At 32.4% G+C, this 19683-nt stretch carries 19 protein-coding genes and 1 riboswitch; of the genes, 10 read left to right on the forward strand and 9 right to left on the reverse strand.

The features are described 5' to 3' along the window. Positions 1–148 precede the first annotated feature (148 nt). Both ABID96_RS07735 and ABID96_RS07740 read left to right on the forward strand, forming a co-directional pair. Positions 149–604 carry a hypothetical protein gene (locus ABID96_RS07735; RefSeq protein ID WP_377896795.1) on the forward strand — a complete coding sequence of 152 codons (456 nt, stop codon included), beginning with the start codon at positions 149–151 and terminating at the stop codon, positions 602–604. 126 nt (positions 605–730) lie between these two features. Further along, positions 731–1099 (forward strand): VOC family protein, encoded by a 369-nt coding sequence (locus tag ABID96_RS07740; protein WP_192601508.1) that lies wholly within the window; start codon positions 731–733, stop codon positions 1097–1099. Between the two features lie 52 nt (positions 1100–1151). Here ABID96_RS07740 and ABID96_RS07745 read toward each other — a convergent pair whose 3' ends face one another. The 3 genes from ABID96_RS07745 to ABID96_RS07755 all read right to left on the reverse strand — a co-directional run bounded on the left by ABID96_RS07745 (position 1152) and on the right by ABID96_RS07755 (position 1759). Next, on the reverse strand, positions 1152–1349 hold the full coding sequence (locus ABID96_RS07745; protein ID WP_192601509.1) for a YwbE family protein: 198 nt from the start codon (positions 1347–1349) through the stop codon (positions 1152–1154). Continuing rightward, on the reverse strand, positions 1349–1531 hold the full coding sequence (locus tag ABID96_RS07750; RefSeq protein WP_087998441.1) for a hypothetical protein: 183 nt from the start codon (positions 1529–1531) through the stop codon (positions 1349–1351). Before ABID96_RS07750 ends, ABID96_RS07745 begins: the two co-directional genes overlap by 1 nt. A gap of 93 nt (positions 1532–1624) precedes the next feature. After that, on the reverse strand, positions 1625–1759 hold the full coding sequence (locus ABID96_RS07755; protein WP_377896796.1) for a hypothetical protein: 135 nt from the start codon (positions 1757–1759) through the stop codon (positions 1625–1627). Positions 1760–1871: 112 nt separating this feature from the next. Between ABID96_RS07755 and ABID96_RS07760 the strand changes: the two genes are divergently transcribed. Further along, positions 1872–2015 carry an imidazoleglycerol-phosphate dehydratase gene (locus ABID96_RS07760; RefSeq protein ID WP_087998440.1) on the forward strand — a complete coding sequence of 48 codons (144 nt, stop codon included), beginning with the start codon at positions 1872–1874 and terminating at the stop codon, positions 2013–2015. A gap of 292 nt (positions 2016–2307) precedes the next feature. On the opposite strand, the gene ABID96_RS07765 is transcribed toward ABID96_RS07760, so the two are convergent. Beyond that, entirely contained in the window at positions 2308–2775 is a 468-nt protein-coding gene (locus tag ABID96_RS07765; RefSeq protein ID WP_192601510.1) for a hypothetical protein, read from the reverse strand. A gap of 207 nt (positions 2776–2982) precedes the next feature. On the opposite strand from ABID96_RS07765, the gene ABID96_RS07770 reads away from it, so the two are divergent. Beyond that, positions 2983–5712: a dynamin family protein gene (locus ABID96_RS07770; RefSeq protein ID WP_192601511.1), complete on the forward strand. Its 2730-nt coding sequence runs from the start codon at positions 2983–2985 to the stop codon at positions 5710–5712. A 40-nt stretch (positions 5713–5752) separates the two neighbouring features. On the opposite strand, the gene ABID96_RS07775 is transcribed toward ABID96_RS07770, so the two are convergent. Both ABID96_RS07775 and ABID96_RS07780 read right to left on the reverse strand, forming a co-directional pair. Further along, entirely contained in the window at positions 5753–6010 is a 258-nt protein-coding gene (locus ABID96_RS07775) for a hypothetical protein (RefSeq protein WP_192601512.1), read from the reverse strand. 150 nt (positions 6011–6160) lie between these two features. Then, a complete protein-coding gene (locus ABID96_RS07780; protein ID WP_192601513.1) occupies positions 6161–7090 on the reverse strand; it encodes a DUF4349 domain-containing protein in 930 nt (309 codons plus the stop codon). Positions 7091–7282: 192 nt separating this feature from the next. Next, positions 7283–7484, forward strand: a riboswitch (cobalamin riboswitch). Positions 7485–7629: 145 nt separating this feature from the next. Here ABID96_RS07780 and metE point away from each other — a divergent pair. Together metE and abc-f are read left to right on the forward strand one after the other, a co-directional pair. Next, complete coding sequence (gene metE, locus ABID96_RS07785) at positions 7630–9909, forward strand: 5-methyltetrahydropteroyltriglutamate--homocysteine S-methyltransferase (RefSeq protein ID WP_192601514.1); 2280 nt, start codon at positions 7630–7632, stop codon at positions 9907–9909. 516 nt (positions 9910–10425) lie between these two features. Then, positions 10426–12243, forward strand: coding sequence for a ribosomal protection-like ABC-F family protein (gene abc-f / locus ABID96_RS07790; protein ID WP_192601515.1), 1818 nt, complete (start codon positions 10426–10428; stop codon positions 12241–12243). 58 nt (positions 12244–12301) lie between these two features. On the opposite strand, the gene ABID96_RS07795 is transcribed toward abc-f, so the two are convergent. Then, a complete protein-coding gene (locus ABID96_RS07795) occupies positions 12302–13138 on the reverse strand; it encodes a YitT family protein (RefSeq protein WP_192601516.1) in 837 nt (278 codons plus the stop codon). A gap of 159 nt (positions 13139–13297) precedes the next feature. On the opposite strand from ABID96_RS07795, the gene exaC reads away from it, so the two are divergent. Continuing rightward, the gene (gene exaC / locus ABID96_RS07800; RefSeq protein ID WP_192601517.1) at positions 13298–14815 is read left to right on the forward strand and encodes an acetaldehyde dehydrogenase ExaC; all 1518 of its coding nucleotides are present in this window, start codon (positions 13298–13300) and stop codon (positions 14813–14815) included. A gap of 61 nt (positions 14816–14876) precedes the next feature. Here exaC and ABID96_RS07805 read toward each other — a convergent pair whose 3' ends face one another. Then, positions 14877–15545, reverse strand: coding sequence for a Bax inhibitor-1/YccA family protein (locus ABID96_RS07805; protein ID WP_087998431.1), 669 nt, complete (start codon positions 15543–15545; stop codon positions 14877–14879). Between the two features lie 267 nt (positions 15546–15812). On the opposite strand from ABID96_RS07805, the gene ABID96_RS07810 reads away from it, so the two are divergent. Together ABID96_RS07810 and ABID96_RS07815 are read left to right on the forward strand one after the other, a co-directional pair. Next, positions 15813–16085 (forward strand): hypothetical protein, encoded by a 273-nt coding sequence (locus tag ABID96_RS07810; protein ID WP_192601518.1) that lies wholly within the window; start codon positions 15813–15815, stop codon positions 16083–16085. Between the two features lie 112 nt (positions 16086–16197). Further along, the gene (locus ABID96_RS07815) at positions 16198–17235 is read left to right on the forward strand and encodes a M42 family metallopeptidase (protein WP_192601519.1); all 1038 of its coding nucleotides are present in this window, start codon (positions 16198–16200) and stop codon (positions 17233–17235) included. A gap of 137 nt (positions 17236–17372) precedes the next feature. Here the strand turns inward: ABID96_RS07815 and ABID96_RS07820 are convergent, their stop codons facing one another. Next, positions 17373–18266, reverse strand: a complete 894-nt coding sequence (locus tag ABID96_RS07820; protein WP_192601520.1) for a L,D-transpeptidase family protein — start codon at positions 18264–18266, stop codon at positions 17373–17375. Between the two features lie 262 nt (positions 18267–18528). On the opposite strand from ABID96_RS07820, the gene ABID96_RS07825 reads away from it, so the two are divergent. After that, positions 18529–19524, forward strand: coding sequence for a LacI family DNA-binding transcriptional regulator (locus ABID96_RS07825; RefSeq protein ID WP_087998427.1), 996 nt, complete (start codon positions 18529–18531; stop codon positions 19522–19524). Positions 19525–19683: the final 159 nt, after the last annotated feature.

Here is a 19683-nt window from a genome sequence, read left to right on the forward strand (position 1 = left end):
TTTGTAGGTTTTGGAAGAAGATTTTGTAGAGTTGGTATTGGATAGTAGGGTTTTCTTGGCATTTGTCGTTTTTTAGTAAATGAAAAGAACTAAATAAATCATTTTAATGCCAACTAAATATGTTAAAATATGGAAAAGGGTTAAAGGTGTGAGGATATTGAAAGAATTGAGATACATAACAATTAGTTCACTATTCCTTCTGGCGATTTTACCATTATCTTTAGTTGGTTATTTTTTTGCAGTGCATAATGAATCTTTATTTTTTATTTATGAATGGCTACTTTCAATCATTATTGCTGGTGTTTTCATCTTAGCAATTATTGGGATTGTAAAAATTCAGAGTAAATTAAAATGGATTTCAATCTCGATCCTTGCTTTTATGATTCAATTTTCAGTTCTTAGTTTATTTTTAGGACCTTTTACAAAATATCCTTTATTTATTCTATATTATTTTATTGCTGCGTTTGCTTTTGTTCTATTTATTTTAGCAATTAGAAAAGTAGACAAATTTAAGTTCATCCCAATTATTTTTACTGTTTTATCGATTATATTAACGCTTTATATGATTTTGCTAAATAATTTATGGGGTAAGGATTTAAGCTAAGCAATTAGAAATGGAAAATAAAAAAGAGTAAAAAAATGATTAAATGAACAAATTAATTTGGTGAAAATAACATCAATAAATGATCAAACCTGAACAAATTTTGGAGGCAATTAAAATGGGCAAAGTATGGGCAAAGTAATACGTTTTGAATTTCAAGTTCCAAATCCAGTAGAAGCGATCGAGTTTTATTCTAAAAGCTTTGGATGGACATTTGAAAAGATGACTGGACCGGTGGATTATTGGTTTATTACAACTGGGGAGAGTCAAAGGCAAGGTATTGATGGTGGAATGATGAAATCACCAGACGGAGCAACAAGAACAACGAATTCGATAGAAGTACCATCAGTAGATGAATATATTAAAAAGGTAATAAATAATGGGGGACAAATTGTCGTTCCTAAAACTGCGATGCCTAATATGGGATACTTTGCTTACTGTTTAGATAATCAAGGACTATTATTTGGAGTATCTGAGGTCAACCCAGAAGCTAAGTAAGAAATTGTATGGTTAAGAGTTGAAACAAAAAACGACTGATTTCAGTCGTTTTTTACTTTTTAATAATGTCTTTCACTCTTCCAACTTGGCCGTCTTCTAACCTAACTTTAATGCCATGTGGATGAGAAGGAGATTTTGTTAAAATGTCTTTGACGATTCCAGACGTTAGTTTACCTGTACGTTGGTCTTGTTTTAAAACAATTTGAACTTGATCTCCAACTTGAATATTAGTACGAATTTGTCCGTTCATTATACGCCCATACGTTTGCGTTGATTATTTGGCTTTTTCGTAATTTGATTTTTTTTCGTCATATCTTTAACAGCATTTAATCCTGTATTACCTGAGGATTGCTGTTGTTTCTTACTCGCAAGTTTTTGTTTCATTAGTTCTTGCAAACTAACTTTCTTTGGTTCATTGATATTTTCACTCATTTAATGTTTCCTCCAATTATATCTTACTTTTATAATGACTTGTTGAAGGAAAATAAGCAAGTCCGTTTGAAGAGAATACATAAAATATAATTTTTAGCTTTGTTTTTCTTTGTTTTTTTCATGAAACTCTTCCATTTTTTTACTTTTTGAATAAGCTGATTCTTCAGAATGTCCAAATTGATCAACTGATGATTTTTGTGGTCCTTTATTTGTATGTCCTTTTGCCATTTCAAATCCCTCCTTTTTACTTATTATGTGCTACATTGTCATTTCTTATTTTGAATAAACTTTCTATAGATATGGAAATCTAATCATGAATACAGGTTAAGGAGGAGAAGAAATGACTAGTAGAAATGGAAGTAAAGGTAGCAAAAATCAAAACGCACCAGAATTACACGGACAAGCTACACAAAGTGGAGATAATAACAAAGGTACAGATTATCGTTCTAAAAAAGGTAGTAAATCAAAAGTTGAATTACACTAAAAAGACGCCATCAGACTGTTGACAAACGCTCGCTTTCTTGGTTGTTTGGCCTGTCTGCGGTGCTCATTACCGTCGAAGGTAACTTCGCCCCTCGCCTGGCTTTACGCCTCGAAAGGCATGCGTTTTCAATCAGTCTGAATCTCTAATTTTTATACATTGTCTACACACAGAGACGCCCTTTTAGGGCGTCTCTGTGTGTAGACGGCGTTGTAAAAAAGTGAGTTCAATGGAATTTTTTTTAATAAAAAGCGCTCCAAAATACTGGAAGCGCAGTTTAATTATGTCTATTTCATTATTCTTTAAAACTAAAGCCCTCTTCGTCTAAATATTCAGCGGCTTCACCATAGCTATTGAATGTGCCATCAAGATTTTCACCAGCATATACATTCCACATATCCATTTCTGAAACTAGCTTTAAAGTCTGTCCACTTGTATTCACCCATAATTCTTCTACTTCTTCTTCGTCTTCTTCAAAATTAGGTTCAAACGATAATTTATCGATTGATTTTGTAATAATAGAGCGCAGTTCATCTTCACTGAAATCTCTAATATTAACCATGCCTTTGTCGTTAGTTCTATAACCTTTTATTCCTTCTGCATATACAAAACCATTCCCATTCGGATGTAAATGGAAGACTACATTCTTTTTTTCTGTTACACTTTCTTCGTACTGAAAATTTATACGACCAAGTGATACAGGTTTTTTTGTTAATTCTGGGAATGATTCGATAATTTCAAGTTTTTGTTCGTAAGTTAGCATATTGCCTCCAAAAATTAATGTTATTTTTATATGTTTTGTGAGTATCGTAACAAATATAACAAAAATGTATAAAAAAAGACATCTAAATGTCACATTTTATGCGTCATTAATTTGGTAGAATAAGACTGCTAATCAAAAGGTGCATAGTATCCTTTTCGTCTTATACTCAGAAATAATACAATTTATTATACATAGTAGGTGATCAACATGACAGTAAAGCAACAATTTATTAATAAGGAATTTTATAAAACGTTTTTAAATGATAGTGATAAACAACCGATTGCTCAATTAGCAAACTTATTTAGAACGCCTGATGAAGAAATCGACCTTTCATCAGTTCGCTTTGCACAAGGTGAAGTATACTTTGAAAATAAGGATTTTGAGACAGCAGTTTTTAAATGGGAAAAAGTTGAAAATCAATATAAAGATTGGGCGCAGAAAAATATTGCAGACTCTTATTACGAGGTTGGTGCATTCGATACAGCCGAAAAGCTATATAGAGATGTGAAAACTGAAAGTAGAACGTTAACTTCGGAAATTTTTCTTCAATTATTTTCATTGTACATTGATATTTCAAATTATGAAGAAGCAGATCGTATTATTAAACAAGCAGTAAAATATAATCCTGATTATCCAAATGTGACGAAAATCGCTCGTAAATTTTATGAAAAAAACCATGATTGGAACAGTGCGGTTGATTTAGCTTCAAATGAATCGATTCGTACAGAAGATTTAAAATGGTTTATCGTTTTAAGAGAATACATAGAAAACGGTGCAACAAAAGAAATGTCACCAAGTTATTTTATGGGGGCATTATTATCATTAGCAAAAGTTGATTTAGAGCATTTTGAACTGATGGTTGAAGCGCTTTGGAATTGTTACAGAGAAAGATCTGAATATGTAAACTGGTTACAAACATTTAATGAAATGTTATTCCAAATTAATGTAGAAACAGGGATTAAATGGAAACGACTACCTTTCATTTACTCAAATACTTATAAAGAATTAATTGAAAGTAATTATTTAGTAGCACAACTAGAAGAAATGATGCCAAGTTTCTTAACGAATTGGTTAAGAATTACTGATTTTGATGGGGCAGTTTTAGCAACAACTGCTACGCTAGCATGGGACCGTTTATTCCCAGGCAGATTAGATTATCAAATTGTTGTGGATGCTGAAATGGCATTTGAACAATTACAACAAACGCCTGATTGCTTTGAAAATGGAAAAGAATTATTTGAAAATATTCTACAGTGGGCATTAATAAATGAAATTGAAGTTGGCAATCGTTTTGTTTGGTGGACGAACCAATTAACAAACTTTGATCAAACAACGATGCTAGTAGCTGGAACAATTGGAAATGGAAAATCATCATTTGTCAATTCACTTTTAGGTGAGAAAATGATGGGTTCATCAACAACAATGCCAGTTTTATTTGAGCAAAGTGTTGATACGAACATTACAGTGTATTCGAAAGAAGGGGAAACTGCCCTTGCTGAATATGCAGACTTCTATGATTTAACAACTGTAGAAAATGAATTGTTAAAAGGCGATGAGTTAGTTCATTATCAATTATCGAATCCTTTCTTACAAAAACACAAAATCTCAATTATTGATACGCCAGGTATTGATGGAAATGATTTAAATACAAAAGCACTGCTTCAATCAGTGAAGCTTGCTGATCGTCTTGTTTATGTGTTAAATGCAACTGCTCCTTATACAGAAACTGAAAGATCATTATTGATTACGATTCAGAAACAATTACCGACATTACCGATTCATTTCATTTTAAATAAAATGGACTCAATTTATAGTAATGATGAAGTTGATCGTGTTCATGCTGAAATTGAAGAGAAAATTAAGTTAGATTTCCCAACTGCGAAAGTTCTACCTTATTCTTCAATCTACAGTAATCAAGATCAATTTAGTGAACTTGAAAGTTTCATTGAAGCGAATGTATTATCAACAACTGCAAACTCTAAACAATCAGAGAAATTATTATTAGCAGTTCGTAAGTTAATTAATTTCTTATTAGAAAAACGTGTTGAAAAAGAAAATGAATTACATGCAAATGTTCAATGGAACGAAGTATTAGATGAAAAATTAAACGGCTTACTTCACTCTTTAAAAGATAAAGAGATGGAACATGCGCAAACTATTTCAAGCACATATCGTGAGCTAAAAGATGAAATAAAATATGATTTAAAGCTAAGCATTCCTGCTATGTTAAAAGAATGCAAAGAGTTAATTAAAGAAGACAGTGATTTTAATTCAATCCTAGAAACTTTAAATGAAGAGATGAATAATCGAATTCAAGAATATGTAAGACAATCAACATTGCCAAAGTTAAATACTGCACTTCAAAATTGGATTAGAGAATCTGGTTCTTTACTCGAAGGCACTCAAAGCTATTTAGCTGATATGTGCGATTCATTAAACTCGTACATTGGAAGTGAACAGTTAAGACTTGAATGTGATTTTAAAGTATTAGATGACTGGCGCCGTGATGCAGATCGTATGACAAGTATGATTCAATTAGATGAGATGAATATTTTATTGAACTCTTCACCATCACAGTTCTTGTTAAAAAGCTCAGGCTTAATACTAGGTCTATTACCTCAAAACAAATCAAAACTTGTTGCTCAATATCAGAAATATGTTGATAACGTTAATTATGATGAAGTATCTTCATTGGTATCGACTAGATTCTTTTTACAGTTTGAAATGTTTGAAAAAACTTTACCAAGAGACTTATCAATGTTCTTACAATTACCATATGAACATTTATATGAATTAGTAGATCAAACAAGAGAATCAATTTCAAATTATGTAGCAACACTTGATGAAATGAAAGCAAATCCAAGTGGATACTTTGATCCAATCACTTTCTATACAGTTCGATTAAGACAACTAGAATTTTTAACTTTACGCAAATAATATAAAAGAGTGTACCAAATAGGTACACTCTTTTTGTAAGTTATTCATCCTCAGTGTCTTCTTCATATGGAACATAAACGACGATTGTTTGGTAACCTTCCTTCACTTTTACTTGACCTCCATAAGGGATGTCGTGAATGATGATGCTTCCTTTTTGGTCAATCGAAAAATGTGCAATTTTATCATGATCTTCATCTAATAATACTATTTCATGATCATTTCCTAGAATTCTTACGCCGTCATTACAATCAACTTGTATTTTCCAATTTCCTAGTTTACTTAATAAGAAATGTTTCATCGTTTTTTTCTCCTATTTTGATCTTTAATAGTTACGCGTATAAATGAAGTGAATTTAGAAGAATCATGAAATAAAGTAGTGATCTTAATAAAATGTAAAACGCTGATTTAACAGCGTTCTATTTGATTTGTATATTATTTTTATTCATTATTATTTCGGAATATTCCAGTCTTGGTATTTCTTCATTGCTTTACGCGCGATAAAAAATCCAGCTACTAGTATGATTAACCAGATGATAATTAAGACAGAGTTACCGATAATGAATACTGTAGTATTTTTGAATCCTGTTGAGATATTTTTAAGATTGTCCTTAAATTTAGCAGTAATTCGGTCACTTACTGTTTTAGGTGGAGTAGTATCTGTTATTTCCGCTACTTCAGTAACAGAAAGATTGATCGTACTATAATTAATTAATGAATCGTACGTCTTTATTGTTGTTGTTAAACTTTCAATTTCATATCGAACGGTTGAAAGTTCTTTTTCAAGCTCTATGATATCACTTAACGAACCTGATTTTTTCAATAAGTTTAGTAGTCTTTCTTCTTGTATTTTTAAAGATTTTATTCTAGTTTCAGTATCAAAGTATTGGTTTGAAATATCTTCAGTTGAAATCGATTTAGAAGTCACATTTCCAATCGTGTTTATTTTAGATAAATAAGCATTTAGTTTATTAGTAGGAATTCGTAAAGTATATTGGGCAGTTCTTGAAGGGAAATCATCAATATTGTCTTCATTATATTTTTCAAGTATTGACGTACCAGTTATATGATTAGACTCGATATAACCATTAAACTCACTGACAGATTTTTCAAGTGTATCGATCGTTTTTTCGAATTTTTTTGTTTCAATCTCAAGATTAGCGGTTTTAATTAATTTACGTACGATTGCTGTTGTTGGTTTAGTACCTTCCTTAGCATCACTTTGATCGACAGTTTGTAGTTCTGCTTCTTGATGTGAAGATTTATCCAATTGCATAGATTTTTCACTTTCAATACCAGTCGAATTTGAACAAGCAGATACAAGAGAAATGACAAGGAGAAACAAACCAATTTTTTTAAAAACTTGTAAGTAATTCACCATTCATATTCACCTCTTTTATTTAATCGAACCTTTTTCATGTGTGACATTCTAAATATTGTTAAAATTTTCTAATTCAATCAACTATATCATAAGTAATCTATACTTCAAATAATGTAAGGAGCTTATCTAGGACTTTAGTTAGAAAAAAATAAATATTTTGACTATTAAATCGAAATATGACAAAATAATGAAAACTAAATAGTGGGAATAGGTGTGAATGTTTAATCGCAAGTATTAAACATTTGCTTAAAAGGGAAGTTTGGTGAAATTCCAACACGGTCCCGCCACTGTAATTGAGGAGTAAATAAATACATACCACTTATCTATTGATAGGGAAGGTTTTTATTTACGATGATCCAAAAGTCAGGAGACCTGCCTATTCTAACGACGCTGTTCGACCTACGAGAGATAGGGAGGTGCCTTATGTATTGGAAACTAACATGTAAGTATTCTGTTCATTTGTGTTTTCCTACTTAAGAGCATTTTTATCTCTATTAGATAAAAATGCTTTTTTATTTTCAAAAAAGGGAGTGTTTTATATGGTAAACATAAGTAATCTAGGATACCCAAGAATTGGTGAAAACCGTGAATGGAAGAAGACATTAGAGTCATTTTGGAAAGGAAATATCACAGAAAATCAATTTGAGAGCGAAATGAGGTCAATTAGACTTCAGTCAATCGAAAAGCAGCTTCGTTTAGGGATCGAGATTATTCCTGTAAATGATTTTACGTACTATGATCATGTTTTAGATTTTGCAACAATGTTTGGCTGGATTCCTACTCGTTTTGGAGACCTGTCTGAGCAACCTTCTTTGCATACATATTTTGCATTAGCTAGAGGGAATAAAGACCTAGTAGCATGTGAAATGACTAAATGGTTTAATACGAACTATCACTATATAGTCCCAGAATATCAATATGATCGTAAATCAAAATTATTATATAATAAACCACTAGCGTCATTCCTAGAAGTAAAAAATGAATTAGGTATCATAACGAAACCTGTTATTTTAGGTATTTATACGTTCACTCAGCTTTCAAAAGGATATAAAAAAGAAGATAAATATGCTGTCGTAAAAGAGTTATTACCGGTTTATATTCAAATGCTAAAAGAACTAGAAGATGCTGGAGTAGAATGGGTACAAATTGATGAGCCTGCTTTTGTGTTAGAAGAAACGAATGAAGATTTTCAGTTGATAAAAGAAATTTATTCTGAAATATGTGAGGCTCTTCCATCATTATCAATTATGCTTCAAACATATTTTGAAGGTGTTGAACAATATCATGAGCTGATCACAATCCCTGTTAAAGGAATTGGATTAGACTTTGTACATGGTAGAGAAGAAAATGTAAATGCATTGAAGAAATATGGATTTCCAGAAGATAAGGTATTAGCGTGCGGAATTGTGAATGGGAGAAATATTTGGAGGAACGATTTAGAAGAATCAATTCAATTGATCGAAACACTAAAATCACATATTCAACCAAAGGATTGGTGGATTCAACCTTCTTGTAGCTTATTGCATGTCCCAGTCACAAAGAAAAAAGAAGATTCATTAGAACCTACCGTACTTGCTGCATTAGCTTTTGCAGATGAAAAAATAGAAGAGTTAGTCGTGTTAAGGAAAGCATTAGAGTTTGGTAGTGATGCCGTAAAACAAGAAATTGAAAAAGTAAAACAAAGCTTCGAACATCTAAATAAACTAAATACCAAGTCAAATGACATAAGAAGTTTAAGTGAAGAAGATTTTAATAGAGCAATACCTTTTAAAGAACGATATCAGTTCCAAAAGGAAGCTTTGAATTTACCATTATTACCTACAACAACAATTGGTAGTTTCCCACAGACAAAAGAAATCAAAATTGCTAGACAACAATGGAGAAAAGGAGAGCTTTCAGAATCCGACTATCGTCATCAAATAAAATTGAAAATTAAGGAATGGATTGAACTTCAAGAATCGTTAGACTTAGATGTATTGGTACATGGAGAATATGAACGAACTGATATGGTAGAATATTTCGGTGAAAAGTTAAAAGGTTTTGCCTTTACTAAAAACGCATGGGTTCAATCATATGGTTCAAGATGTGTTAAACCACCGATTATACATAGTCGTGTAGAATTTATGAAACAAATGACTGTCGATGAGACTAGCTATGCACAAAGTTTAACGAAAAAGCCTGTGAAGGGGATGTTAACAGGTCCTGTAACCATTTTGAACTGGTCATTTGTTCGTGAAGATCATGCAAAGGAAGATATTGCAAATGAAATTGCGCTTGCTTTAAGAAAAGAAATAAAGGCACTTGAAGAATCGGGTATCTCTATTATCCAAGTAGATGAACCAGCGATTCGTGAAGGTTTACCACTGAAAAAACGAAACTGGGAAGCGTATTTAAACTGGGTTACTCGTGCATTTCGCTTAACTACAGCAGGGGTTCAAAAAAAGACCCAAATTCATACCCATATGTGTTATAGCAGTTTTTCTGACATAATGGATGCGGTCATTGAACTAGACGCAGATGTTATATCAATTGAACATGCAAGAAGTCACGAAGAGTTTTCTTCCTACTTAGCTGAAAACCCGTATCCATTAGGTATTGGTTTAGGGGTGTATGATATTCATAGCCCACGTGTTCCATCGGTTCAAGAAATGGAGCAAAATATAGTTGGTTCTTTAAAAGTGTGTGATATTCAACAATTTTGGATCAACCCAGATTGCGGATTAAAAACACGAGATGAAAAAGAGGTTATTCAAGCTCTTTCTAATATGGTGATTTCAGCAAAGAAAGTACGCGAACACTATTATTCAATTCTTTCGTAATAGCACGAAAAGTCATGGTAGAACATAAAGTATAAGTGTAAATCGAGATGCATGAATGACAAAATTTAGTGATATATTAAAAATTAAGTATTGAAATGTACTGAAAAGTAAGCTACTATTTAATTAATATTTTGAAGGAGGCATCAAATTTAGACACTATGTACATGATCCGATAACTTTTAAGCTAATTAATTTTATAGCAAAAAAAGTACTCTGCCTGAAATCAGAGAAATTGGATTAGTCTGTCTATATTTAGTGCCGTGAATATTAAATAACGTACCATATGAAATGTATATATCGTGGTTTTATTTAATCGCACCTTTTTTAGGCATACATGTATTAGTTTTTTCAATAAACTAATACCATTAACGATTCGTCCATTTACACACAGGCAGATGCTTGTGTGTTTTTTATTTTTTAAGCCCTGTTACAGTTCACTTTCGGTGTTGAACTATTCGTAAATTTTTACTAAAAATGAAAACAGGGCCATCTTTTAAATCGGATGGAGTGATTTGTATGTTTATTATAAAAGCAAATAACGTAAGTATTGAATTAAATGGTTTACTGATCTTTGAAAATGGAAACTTAGACATTAAAGAAGGCGAACGAGTTGCATTAATCGGAGAGAACGGTATTGGAAAAACAACTTTTATTAATGCATTGATGGGTAGATTACCAATTCAAAAAGGGAGTCTGCAAATTGAGTTTAAAAAAGATGAAATTGGCTGGCTATTAACTGATGAGAATGAAACTGAGCAGATGACAGCAAAAGAGGTAGTAGAGTCTGCTGATGAAAAGCTTTTCTTTATTAAAAGAAAGATAGATCAATTATCAAAAGATTTGTCGAGTGAACAGATCTTAAATGAATTTAATCAATATTTAAGTGAGTATCTTGAATTGAATGGATATGAGTGGGAATCAACGATTGAACAATCACTTAAAAAATTTCAATTACCGCAATCAGTATGGGAGATTCCTTATTCTCATTTAAGTGGTGGTCAGAAAACAAAAGTTAAATTAGCTAAAATTATGTTGAAGCAACCAAGACTATTAATCATGGATGAACCTACGAACCATTTAGATAGTGAGTCAATTGACTGGTTAACAAATTGGCTAAAATCTTATAGGGGCACAGTGCTATTTATATCTCATGAAAGGCAGTTTATTGATGATGTTGCAACAAAAACTGTTGAATTAACTGAAAATGGAACATATAAGTATAACGGTGGTTATTCTGAGTATAAAAAGCAAAAAGAACATGAAAGAATAACGAATCAAGCGTTATACGACAAACAAGAGGCAGAGAAGAAAAAATTAATTGAAACAATTAATCAATATAAACAATGGTTCTCGCAGTCACATAATGCAGCAAGTGAACGTGATCCATTTGCGAAGAAAAAAGCGGGTAAAAATGCATTACGATTTAAGTCTAAAGAAAAGGATTTAGAAAGACTTGAGCAACGTAAAGTTGATAAACCAAAAGAAATAAAATCCATTTCAGCTATTTTTGAAAGTGAGTCATTTACAGCAAAACATATGATTTCGTTTCATCAAGTCAACTTTGGATATGAAACTGAGAAGAATATTTTTGAGCAGTTAAACTTTATATTGAATCGAGAAGATCGTTTAGCTGTCATTGGAAAAAACGGATCTGGTAAAACAACATTTTTAAAATTATTAACTGGATTGTTAGAGCCTAATGAAGGGTCTGTACGTCATAATCCTCAATTGAAAATAGGGTATTTTATGCAAGAGCTTGAAACACTTAATGAAGATACTACGATTTTAGATGAAATATTATCTCTTCCAAATATGACTGAAACGGAAGCAAGAACGATTCTTGCATGTTTCTTGTTTAGAAAAGAAGATGTATATAAAAAAATAGGTCAGTTAAGCATGGGAGAAAAATGTAGGGTTGCTTTTGTGAAACTTTATTTTTCTGATTCAAATTTACTTGTTTTAGACGAGCCAACAAATTATTTAGATATTCATACTAGGGAAAGAATTGAGGAAGCATTAGCGGTTTACCATGGTGCAGTTGTAGTCGTTTCACACGATCCATTTCTACTAAAGAAAGTATCAAATCGTGTAGTCCATATAGAAAAGGGTACTTTTTATGAATTTAAAGGTTCATATGTGGAATGGAATGGAAGGCAATCAATTACAAACGATCAACAGAGCTTGTTAAATGACCGTACAAGACTCGAACTTGAAATATCAGCAATGATCGCTGAGGAACTTGAAAGTGAAGATGAACATTCTTTCCAACTATCAAAAATTGTTGCACTAAAACAGCAACTTGCAGACATTGAGTTGAAATTGAAAAGTGTATAGTTAAACTAAGCCAAATTAAAAAAGTGTGTTTCACCCTAATGGTGGAAACACACTTTTTTTATACACTTGGTAAAGTAAATCCTTCACCAAATACGTCACGTACATCATGGATGACAACAAAAGCCTTTGAGTCGATACCATGAATAATTTTCTTTAATTCAAATAGCTCTTGCTTATTAATAATGATATAGAGCGTTTCTTTTCGTTCACCTGTAAAGTGACCTTTCGCTGGAAAAATGGTAACGCCACGGTTCATGTCATTCGATACCAAAACTGCTATTTCATCTGCTTTGTCCGAAATGACAGTAATCGCTTTTTTAGGGTTCAGACCTTCAATTATATAATCAATTACCTTAATTCCTATATAAATAGAAATAAGTGTATACATTGTTTTTTCAAATCCTATTACAAAATAACCACCTGAAACAACGATTAAATCAAATGCTAAAAGTGTTTTACTAATACTCCATCCGAAGTATTGATGAAAAATCTGGGCAATGACAGTAGTGCCGCCAGTTGTACCCCCAGAACGAAAAACGATACCTAAACCAAGGCCGATGAATATTCCTGCAAAAATAGTTCCTAATAATGTTTCCTTCGTTGGAACACCTAAACCTTCAGTTAAGCGTATAAATAAAGAACTTGCTACGATTGAGATGATTGTATAGAGGATAAGTTGTTTTTTTAATAACTTATATCCAATGATCAAAAGTGTGGCATTTAATATAAACATGACGATACCAGGTGACCATTCAAAAAGGTAATAAGTAATCATCGTAATTCCTATAAATCCACCTTCTGCTAATTTATTAGGAATCGCAAAGAAGTTAATTCCGATTGCAAAGATCGCTGAGCCGATTAATAGTCCAATTATTTCAATGATGTATTTACGCAACTTTACCCCTCATTTTTTAAAAAATTTTAATCATAACTATTATTCTATCTAAACCAATTCATTGAAGCAAAATATTTTTAATTAAATAGATTTCTAGTCATATGATTGTATACGCTTTCATATTTTTGTATAGACAAGCTATATAAGGAGGAATGGAAAATGGTATATGCAACGCCTGGAAAAACTGGTTCATTAATTACGTTTAAAAATCGTTATGATAATTTTATTGGTGGTGAATGGGTTCGACCTGTACGTGAACAATATTTTGGTAATGTAACGCCAGTAACTGGACAAGTATTTTGTGAGGTTGCTAGATCAACTGAAGAAGATATTGAACTTGCATTAAATGCAGCACATCGTGCAAAGGATAAATGGGGCAGAACAAGTGTTACAGAGAGGTCTAATCTTCTACATAAAATTGCAGATCGTATGGAAGAAAATAAGGAATATTTGGCTGTTGCGGAAACTTGGGAAAACGGTAAACCAGTAAGAGAAACACTTGCTGCCGATATTCCATTAGCAATTGATCACTTCCGTTATTTTGCAGGCTGTATTAGATCACAAGAAGGATCACTCGGTGAAATCGACGGAGATACAGTTGCGTATCACTATAAGGAGCCATTAGGAGTAGTAGGTCAAATTATTCCTTGGAACTTCCCAATTTTGATGGCGGTTTGGAAGCTTGCTCCAGCTTTAGCAGCAGGGAATTGTGTTGTATTAAAGCCAGCGGAACAAACACCAACTTCAATCCTAGTATTAATTGAATTGATTCAAGATTTATTACCAACTGGTGTAGTCAATGTTGTGAATGGATTTGGGCTTGAAGCTGGTAAACCGTTAGCATCAAGTAATCGTATTGCAAAAATTGCTTTCACTGGTGAGACATCAACTGGTCGCTTAATCATGGAATATGCTTCGAAAAATCTAATTCCAGTTACGCTAGAACTAGGTGGTAAATCACCAAATATCTTCTTTGAAGACGTAATGGATAATGAAGAATTCTTTGATAAAGCACTTGAAGGCTTTACGATGTTTGCGTTAAATCAAGGTGAAGTATGTACATGTCCATCTAGGGCATTGATTCATGAATCGATTTATGAAGAATTTATGGACAAAGCGGTTAATCGAGTAAAAGCTATTAAGCAAGGTAATCCACTAAATCCTGAAACGATGATTGGATCGCAAGCATCACAGGAGCAACTAAATAAAATTCTTTCTTATTTTGAAATCGGTAAAAATGAAGGCGCAGAAGTATTGGTTGGTGGTAGCAGAAATGTTCTAGAAGGAGAACTTCGTGACGGATATTATGTGAATCCAACAATCTTCAAAGGAAGAAATGATATGAGAGTTTTCCAAGAAGAAATTTTTGGTCCAGTTGTTTCTGTTACGACATTTAAAACGAAGGAAGAAGCGTTGCAAATCGCAAATGATACTTCTTACGGTTTAGGTGCAGGGGTATGGACTCGTGATATGGATACTGCTTACAGATTTGGACGACATGTAGAGGCAGGTCGAGTATGGGTTAACTGCTATCATGCATATCCAGCACATGCGGCATTTGGCGGTTACAAAAACTCTGGCGTCGGCCGTGAGAATCATAAAATGATGTTAGATCATTACCAAAATACAAAAAATATGTTGGTAAGCTATTCACCAAGTAAACTAGGATTCTTTTAAGAAAAGAAACACCTTAGCGTTTTTTAGCTAAGGTGTTTTAGTTTGTGACTTTATAGCATGATTATTTCTTAAACGCATTCAAAATGCGTAAAATGTCTAAGAATAAATTAATAAAGTTTAAATATAGGTCAAATACCGCCGCAGGAACATCTTTCTCAGTAAATGTATCTTTTTTCATACGAGAAACATCATATAGAATGTAACCAGAGAAGATTACAACTCCGACCCAAGCTAGTACAAGGTAAAATAAATCAGATCCAATGAACATTCCTACGATGCTCACTAGAATTAAAGCTAGTAGTGAGAAAAATAGAATACCTCCTAAGAAAGTAAAGTCTTTCTTTGTGAAGTATGTGTATAAGAACAGGCCACCAAATAATGCAGATGTAATACCAAATGCAACGATGACCATCATAGCACCCATTGAATCAACATAGTAATCGATAACTGGATAAATACTGATACCCATTAACAAGGTAAACAGGTAAACAAGCCACATAGGTAATACCATTCCGTAGGCACTTAAGCCTTTACGTCGTTTCTTTCCACTACCAAAAATGGACTTTAGAAGTAGTGCAATTAAAACAATTAGAGGAATAAATCCAATTGCCATTGCTATACCTGGTGGAATAAAGAATCCACCTAAACCTGTACCAATAAATGAGATTAATAAGGCAAAAAAGAACCTTGGTAGTACGTGTGTTGTAATTAACGATTTTCCTACTTGCATAAAAAAATAACTCCCCCTTTATTATCCCTACTATAGCATGATTATGCTGTTCTGAGTAAAATTTGACGTGTAGTTTTTATAATTGTTTAAAAGATTAGTAGTACATAATTCTTTACGTACGTTTTAGTATCTTTTATTAAAAAAGGAGTAAAGTTAAAATTATTTATACGAATCAAAATAAAAAATTGAAGCCTGAATCTAAGCGGATTCTGACATTTTATTCAAGAGACTTCCTTTAAAATGTTAATAAGAGTCGGAGGTGTTACTATGTGGATTGGAGTATCGTGCTTAATCTTGTTTGTAGGGGTGATTTCGACCATGCAAATATTGTTGAATAGAAATTGGAAATGTATCTATACCGCTTATGGTTATCAAAACTATTTTAAAATCATCGGACAATTAAAACAAAAGGGAATTGCCTATAAAACAAAAATACCTATGAATCTAAGAGTAGGGCGATATTTTGACAATACACAGTACGATATATATGTTAAAAAAGAACTAGAACATAAAGCAATAGAAGCGTTACATCATCAATAATCAAATTTTTTGTATCATTCCTTCATATGTAAATTGATATAAAAACTAAATAAATGTATGATAAATTCATTGGTGTTGATTTTAATTAACTTTAGAAACAAGGGGATTGGATATGGATATCAGAATTAATAAGGAGTTTGTTCTTAATACTGCTAAACAATTACTTGAGTTTAATAGTCCTAGCGGATTTTGTTTTGAAATTATGGAGTTAATTCAGTCTTGGACAAAAAGTTTAGGTTATCAGTTTGAGACAACGAACAAAGGCTGTGGAGTTATTACAATTCCAGGTAAAAGCAATGATCAAGTAGTTGGTTTATCTGCTCATGTTGATACATTAGGTGCTATGGTTCGCTCTGTAACTGCAAAAGGTACGTTGAAATTTACTGTAATTGGTGGTCCAATTGTTCCAACGTTAGATGGCGAGTATTGTCAAATAAGGACTCGTGATGGCAAAATTTACAGCGGAACGTTTTTATCAACAAGTCCATCAATTCATGTGTTTGAAGATAGTAAAACAAAAAAACGCGACCCTGAAAATATGGAAGTTAGAATAGATGAATGTGTAAAAAATAAAGAAGATGTGGTCAATTTAGGCATTGGACCTGGTGATTTTATATTCTTCGATCCAAAAACAACGATTACGGAAAGTGGATTTATTAAATCTCGTTTTATTGACGATAAGGCAAGTGTTGCTTGTTTATTAGGCTTATTAGAACTGTTTAAAAGAGAAAATATTGTTCCAACTTATACGACAAAATTATTTATTTCTACTTATGAAGAGGTAGGACATGGCTCATCGTATATTCCTTCTGATATAACAGAGTTAATTTCTGTTGATATGGGATGTATCGGAGATGATTTAAGTTGTACAGAGTATGACGTTTCAATCTGTGCGAAAGATTCAGGCGGCCCATATGATTATAATATGACAACTGATTTAGTCAATTTAGCAAAACAAAATGACTTAAATTATGCTGTTGATATTTATCCAATGTATGGATCAGATACAGTTGCAGCACTTCGTGGGGGTCAAGATATAAGGGGCGCATTAATTGGTCCTGGTGTGCATGCCTCTCATGGTATGGAACGTACACATTATCAAGCAATGGAAAATACAATGAAATTATTGTATTTATATGTTACAAAGTAAATAGAGTCAAAGCTGTTTAGAGGATATTCTCAAACAGCTTTTTTTGTGGCTAAAAAATTATGAGTTATCATTACAAAAAAAAGACAATGTATGCTATTGCATAATGTCTTTTCGCTATATTTCATACTAGTAAAATATTAATAAGTCAGACGCTGAACGCCGTTTAAATCATTGTCATTTCTTAGAACACCATTTGCATTGATCTTCTTCAAGGTAAATGTAAAAAAATAAGCAGAGAGCGCATCATCACGTTTATTTTCTTTTAGCAAATCTAACAGTAATTGTTTCGTCCCAGCTCCAACTACGCCATCGACATTTAATTCATGATTTTGTTGGAATACTCGAACTGCAAAATCCGTTCCTTCTGCAAAATAGCCATCAATCCCATTAGTGGAATAACCAAGTTTTGTAAGAGTTTCTTGAAGCCATTCAACCTCACTTCCAACACTACCAAGTTTTAAACTAGTTGGGATATCATTCGGTTTTGTGACAACGATACTTCCTGAATCATCATTAAATAGTTGATTAGCCACCGCTATGTCATTAAAGGATTTATTAGATGACGTAATGAAAACAGTCGTATTTTTTTGTACGTGATCAAACAACCACTCGACTTCTTCATCATACATTCTGACGCATCCACTGCTTGCATAAGTCCCAATTGAAGCTGGGTTACTATTTCCATGGATCGCATAGGTTGTACCCCATGTCCCTCTTGCGTTTAATCCTAACCAGCGATTTCCTAATGGATTACGTGGGTCACCACCAGGAATATTCTCTTTATAATAAGGCCTGTTTACAATTTTGTTCACTATTTTAAACTTGCCTTCAGGAGTTAAATCTTGGCTCCTCCCAGTAGCAACTTTAAATTCTTTTACTAGCTTACCATTTTCATAAAATGCTAGTCTATTAATCGCCTTATTGATAATAATCAACTGAGAAACTTGTTTTTCTTCGGCAAATGCCTGAACAAAGTTGGAACATAAAAAACATAAAATAATCAAACTAAACAAAAAAACGCGCTTAAACAATTTTTTCCCCCCAACAAAATAATAAATAAGTAACCTTAATATCTTATGTACGTATGGCTTGTCCTATATAGTGAAACTTTGAAAATGAGAAAAAAGATAGAGGGAAATAGTAAAATTATGTAACAGTACTAAATATAAAGATGTTATTTCTTATAATTGATTCATTCCTTGTTGATATGTAAATAAAACTTTAAAAATGTTGAAATAAGAATCAATTATTTGTATAACTTAACTATGAACATGAATTGAAGGGGATTAAAATTTGAGAGCAACTATTAAAGATGTAGCAAAACTTGCAGGTGTGAGCGTTGCATCTATTTCCAGATATTTAAATAACAAAGGATATATTAGTGATGTTACGAAGGAGAAAATTAAACAAGCAATTCATGAATTGAATTATCAGCCAAATGAAGTTGCTCGTGCATTATTTAAAAGACAGACAAAAACAATTGGTGTCATCATTCCTAATATACGAATTTACTTTTTTGCTGAATTAGTTAATTATATTGAATACTTCGCAAGTAAAATAGGATTTCGCATAATGCTTTGCAATACGGATTATTCTTCTGAAAGAGAAAAAGAGTATTTAGAAATGCTTAAAAATCATCAAATAGATGGCATTATACTAGCTAGTCACACATTACCCGTTGAAAAATATAAGAGTCTACAACTTCCAGTCGTTTCGATTGATCGTTATTTAGATGATACGATACCACTCATAACAAGTGATAATGAGCTTGGAGGAAAACTTGCAGCAGAAAAATTATATCAATCTGGTTGTAGAAAAGTTGGGTATTTTGGGCTAATGAATGATAAACAAAATGTAACAACCATTAGGTATGAATCTTTTAAAAAGTATTGTGATGAGTTTGGATTAGAAGTAATTGCAGAACAACCAGAATATAAGAAAGATATCAACGGACAAAAACATTCTGATTTAGAATTAGTTAGAAATTATTTGGCATCACATAAGAAGCTTGAAGGATTATTTACCGTAGATCCATTAGCATTGGCAGCAATAAGAGTTTGCCAAGAAAACGGAGTAAAGATTCCTACAGATTTTCAAATTATTGGATATGATGATTTAGCTTTTGCAGAAATGACTTTTCCTTCAATCACAACGATAAAACAACCGATTTCGCAACAGGCTGAACATGCCATTTCTAAACTATTACAATTAATGAATGGAGAAGAGGTTCCTAGTCGAACAATTTTACCAGTAGAATTAATTGAACGTGAATCAACAATAAATATTTAATAAGGGTTGCAAATCGAATGTAACTTGTTAAAATAAGATATGTAACCGGTTACCTATTGTTTCATAAGATGGGTAATCAATATATAAATTAAACCAAATTGTGCATACGGTTGCTCTGTGGGAACTAAAAAGTGAAACCGTTTGCAAGTTAAGGGTAAA

The organism is Gottfriedia sp. OAE603 (assembly GCF_040543965.1).
Lineage (GTDB): Bacteria > Bacillota > Bacilli > Bacillales > Bacillaceae_G > Gottfriedia > Gottfriedia solisilvae.

What these genes read in the sequence shown, in the direction of transcription:
- ABID96_RS07740 (WP_192601508.1), top strand. Translation starts at nt 731, where the DNA reads ATGGGCAAAGTAATACGTTTTGAATTTCAAGTTCCAAATCCAGTAGAA.
- ABID96_RS07745 (WP_192601509.1), bottom strand. Translation starts at nt 1,349, where the DNA reads ATGAACGGACAAATTCGTACTAATATTCAAGTTGGAGATCAAGTTCAA.
- ABID96_RS07750 (WP_087998441.1), bottom strand. Translation starts at nt 1,531, where the DNA reads ATGAGTGAAAATATCAATGAACCAAAGAAAGTTAGTTTGCAAGAACTA.
- ABID96_RS07755 (WP_377896796.1), bottom strand. Translation starts at nt 1,759, where the DNA reads ATGGCAAAAGGACATACAAATAAAGGACCACAAAAATCATCAGTTGAT.
- ABID96_RS07760 (WP_087998440.1), top strand. Translation starts at nt 1,872, where the DNA reads ATGACTAGTAGAAATGGAAGTAAAGGTAGCAAAAATCAAAACGCACCA.
- ABID96_RS07765 (WP_192601510.1), bottom strand. Translation starts at nt 2,775, where the DNA reads ATGCTAACTTACGAACAAAAACTTGAAATTATCGAATCATTCCCAGAA.
- ABID96_RS07770 (WP_192601511.1), top strand. Translation starts at nt 2,983, where the DNA reads ATGACAGTAAAGCAACAATTTATTAATAAGGAATTTTATAAAACGTTT.
- ABID96_RS07775 (WP_192601512.1), bottom strand. Translation starts at nt 6,010, where the DNA reads ATGAAACATTTCTTATTAAGTAAACTAGGAAATTGGAAAATACAAGTT.
- ABID96_RS07780 (WP_192601513.1), bottom strand. Translation starts at nt 7,090, where the DNA reads ATGGTGAATTACTTACAAGTTTTTAAAAAAATTGGTTTGTTTCTCCTT.
- metE (WP_192601514.1), top strand. Translation starts at nt 7,630, where the DNA reads ATGGTAAACATAAGTAATCTAGGATACCCAAGAATTGGTGAAAACCGT.
- abc-f (WP_192601515.1), top strand. Translation starts at nt 10,426, where the DNA reads ATGTTTATTATAAAAGCAAATAACGTAAGTATTGAATTAAATGGTTTA.
- exaC (WP_192601517.1), top strand. Translation starts at nt 13,298, where the DNA reads ATGGTATATGCAACGCCTGGAAAAACTGGTTCATTAATTACGTTTAAA.
- ABID96_RS07805 (WP_087998431.1), bottom strand. Translation starts at nt 15,545, where the DNA reads ATGCAAGTAGGAAAATCGTTAATTACAACACACGTACTACCAAGGTTC.
- ABID96_RS07810 (WP_192601518.1), top strand. Translation starts at nt 15,813, where the DNA reads ATGTGGATTGGAGTATCGTGCTTAATCTTGTTTGTAGGGGTGATTTCG.
- ABID96_RS07815 (WP_192601519.1), top strand. Translation starts at nt 16,198, where the DNA reads ATGGATATCAGAATTAATAAGGAGTTTGTTCTTAATACTGCTAAACAA.